Origin of the sequence: Enterobacter sp. ZOR0014 (assembly GCF_000798855.1) — a bacterium.
GTDB classification, from domain to species: domain Bacteria; phylum Pseudomonadota; class Gammaproteobacteria; order Enterobacterales; family Enterobacteriaceae; genus Enterobacter; species Enterobacter kobei.
This window is the reverse complement of record NZ_JTLF01000033.1, coordinates 1-2,614: the sequence shown is the minus strand read 5'-3', so window position 1 is coordinate 2,614 and position 2,614 is coordinate 1. Positions and strand designations below refer to the sequence as shown.

General features: G+C 55.5%; 3 protein-coding genes. All 3 read right to left on the bottom strand.

The annotated features are described in order from the left end of the window. Positions 1–88: 88 nt before the first annotated feature. Genes trpS through rpe form a run of 3 tightly spaced genes read right to left on the bottom strand, consistent with a single transcriptional unit; the run spans position 89 to position 2,517 of the window. The gene (gene trpS / locus L977_RS01395; RefSeq protein WP_014885521.1) at positions 89–1,093 is read right to left on the bottom strand and encodes a tryptophan--tRNA ligase; all 1,005 of its coding nucleotides are present in this window, start codon (positions 1,091–1,093) and stop codon (positions 89–91) included. Continuing rightward, the gene (gph, locus tag L977_RS01390) at positions 1,086–1,847 is read right to left on the bottom strand and encodes a phosphoglycolate phosphatase (RefSeq protein ID WP_023337906.1); all 762 of its coding nucleotides are present in this window, start codon (positions 1,845–1,847) and stop codon (positions 1,086–1,088) included. The genes trpS and gph overlap by 8 nt, the downstream gene beginning before the upstream one ends. After that, positions 1,840–2,517 (bottom strand): ribulose-phosphate 3-epimerase, encoded by a 678-nt coding sequence (gene rpe / locus L977_RS01385; RefSeq protein ID WP_014885523.1) that lies wholly within the window; start codon positions 2,515–2,517, stop codon positions 1,840–1,842. The genes gph and rpe overlap by 8 nt, the downstream gene beginning before the upstream one ends. Positions 2,518–2,614: the final 97 nt, after the last annotated feature.

The window sequence follows — 2,614 nt, the reverse complement described above, 5'->3', positions numbered from 1 at the left end:
GCGGCCTGATGCCCTCACCCTGACCCTCTCCCACGGGGAGAGGGAACAAACCCTAAAAACGGTAACGTGGTTACCGTTTTGCTTTTACCTATGGTTTACCCACAAACCCAATCGCTTCATACACCGCTTTGAGGGTTTCTGACGCGCGCGCGCTGGCTTTTTCCGCACCGTCTTTCATCACCTTCTGCAGGAAAGCTTCGTCGTTACGGTAGCGGTGATAACGCTCCTGCAACTCGGTCAGCATGCCGGAAACGGCGTCTGCCACTTCACCTTTCAGGTGGCCGTACATCTTGCCTTCGAAGTGCTGTTCCAGCTCTGGAATGCTCTGGCCGGTCACACCGGAGAGAATATCCAGCAGGTTGGAAACGCCCGCTTTATTCTGCACGTCGTAGCGCACCACTGGCGGCTCGTCGGAGTCGGTCACCGCACGCTTAAGCTTTTTAACCACGGATTTAGGATCTTCCAGCAGGCCGATAACGTTGTTGCGGTTATCGTCTGACTTGGACATCTTCTTGGTCGGTTCCAGCAGCGACATGACGCGTGCGCCCGATTTCGGAATAAACGGCTCTGGTACTTTAAACACCTCGCCATAAAGCGCGTTGAAGCGCTGGGCGATATCGCGGCTCAGCTCCAGGTGCTGTTTCTGGTCTTCACCGACAGGAACCTGGTTGGTCTGGTACAGCAGAATGTCAGCCGCCATCAGCACCGGATAGTCAAACAGACCGGCGTTGATGTTTTCAGAATAGCGTGCGGATTTATCCTTGAACTGGGTCATGCGGCTCAGTTCACCGAAGTAGGTGTAGCAGTTCAGCGCCCAGCCCAGCTGTGCGTGCTCTGGTACATGTGACTGAACGAAAATGGTGCTCTTCTCAGGATCGATGCCGCAGGCCAGATAGAGGGCCAGGGTGTCCAGGGTGGCTTTGCGCAGCTTCTCAGGATCCTGACGCGCAGTGATGGCATGAAGGTCCACGATGCAGTAAATGCAATGGTAGTCATCCTGCATGCTGACCCACTGACGCAACGCACCCATGTAGTTACCAATGGTCAATTCACCTGACGGCTGTGCGCCACTAAATACGATGGGCTTAGTCATTATTCAATTCCTGATGTTCACTGTGCGAAAGCCCGAGTGCGGGCAACAAATCTTTGAAGTGGTCGAACACAACATCCGGCTCACTCAGCGTAATGGCCTCACCGTAGTTGTAGCCATAGGTCAATCCGACGGAAGGACATCCTGCCGCGCGGGCAGCCAGAATATCATTGCGGGAATCCCCGACAAAGAGCAGCTCCGCAGGTGTTAAGGATAATTTTCCTGCCACCAGCAACAGCGGTTCCGGATGCGGCTTTTTGTTTTGCACATCATCGCCGCCCACAATCACGGAGAAATATTTCGCGATATCCAGCGCGTCGAGAAGAGGGGCAACAAACGGCGTGGGTTTATTGGTCACCAACCCAAGCGGGATGCCTTTGGCATGCAGCGCGCTCAGGGTTTCCTGGACGTCCGGGAAGAGAAAACTCCCCTCTTCAACGGTCTCTTCATAGAAACGATTGAACAGTTTGCGCAGAATACGCAGCTGCTCATCCTGAGGGATATCCGCGTGATCGACGCTCGGTTTGCCCTGCGCGGAACGCTGCGACGCGCGCTCCTGACGAGCCCACGTTAACGCGCGCTCCATCAGCACATCGGCACCGTTGCCAATCCACGTCACAACACGTTCTTCGCCCGCAACGGGCAGCTCAAGGGCATACAGCGCCTGATCCACGGCGCTCGTTAAGCCCGGCGCGCTGTCAACCAGCGTGCCGTCGAGGTCGAACGCTACACCCCGAATTGCCTGCAATTTATCCATGACTTACCTTCGCCAGCTCGCGGCGCATTTCATCAATGACTTTTTTGTAATCCGGTTGGTCGAAAATGGCCGACCCGGCAACGAACATATCCGCGCCCGCTGCCGCAATTTCACCAATGTTATTCACTTTCACACCGCCGTCCACTTCCAGGCGAATATCGTATCCTGACTCATCAATACGACGGCGCACTTCGCGCAGCTTGTCCAGCGTATGAGGGATGAACGACTGACCGCCAAAGCCCGGGTTAACAGACATCAGCAAAATGACGTCCAGTTTATCCATGACATGATCGAGATAGCTCAACGGCGTGGCCGGGTTAAACACCAGACCCGCCTTACAGCCATTCTCTTTGATCAGCTGCAGGGTGCGGTCCACATGTTCTGAGGCTTCCGGATGGAAAGTGATGATGCTGGCCCCCGCCGCGGCGAAGTCTGGCACGATTCGGTCGACCGGCTTGACCATCAGGTGAACGTCGATCGGCGCGGTGATGCCGTAGTTACGCAGCGCCTTGAGCACCATTGGGCCAATCGTCAGGTTGGGGACATAGTGGTTATCCATAACGTCGAAATGGACGACATCTGCGCCAGCCGCGAGAGCTTTAGCCGTGTCTTCACCCAGGCGGGCAAAATCGGCCGACAGAATTGAGGGAGCAATCAAAAACTGTTTCATCCGCATCTCCTTGAAATGTGTTTACCGGCGGGCAAAACGGCTCAGGGGCGATAAAGAGCCAGGAGTTCGTCCACCTTTTTACGTGTGCCGCCGTTGC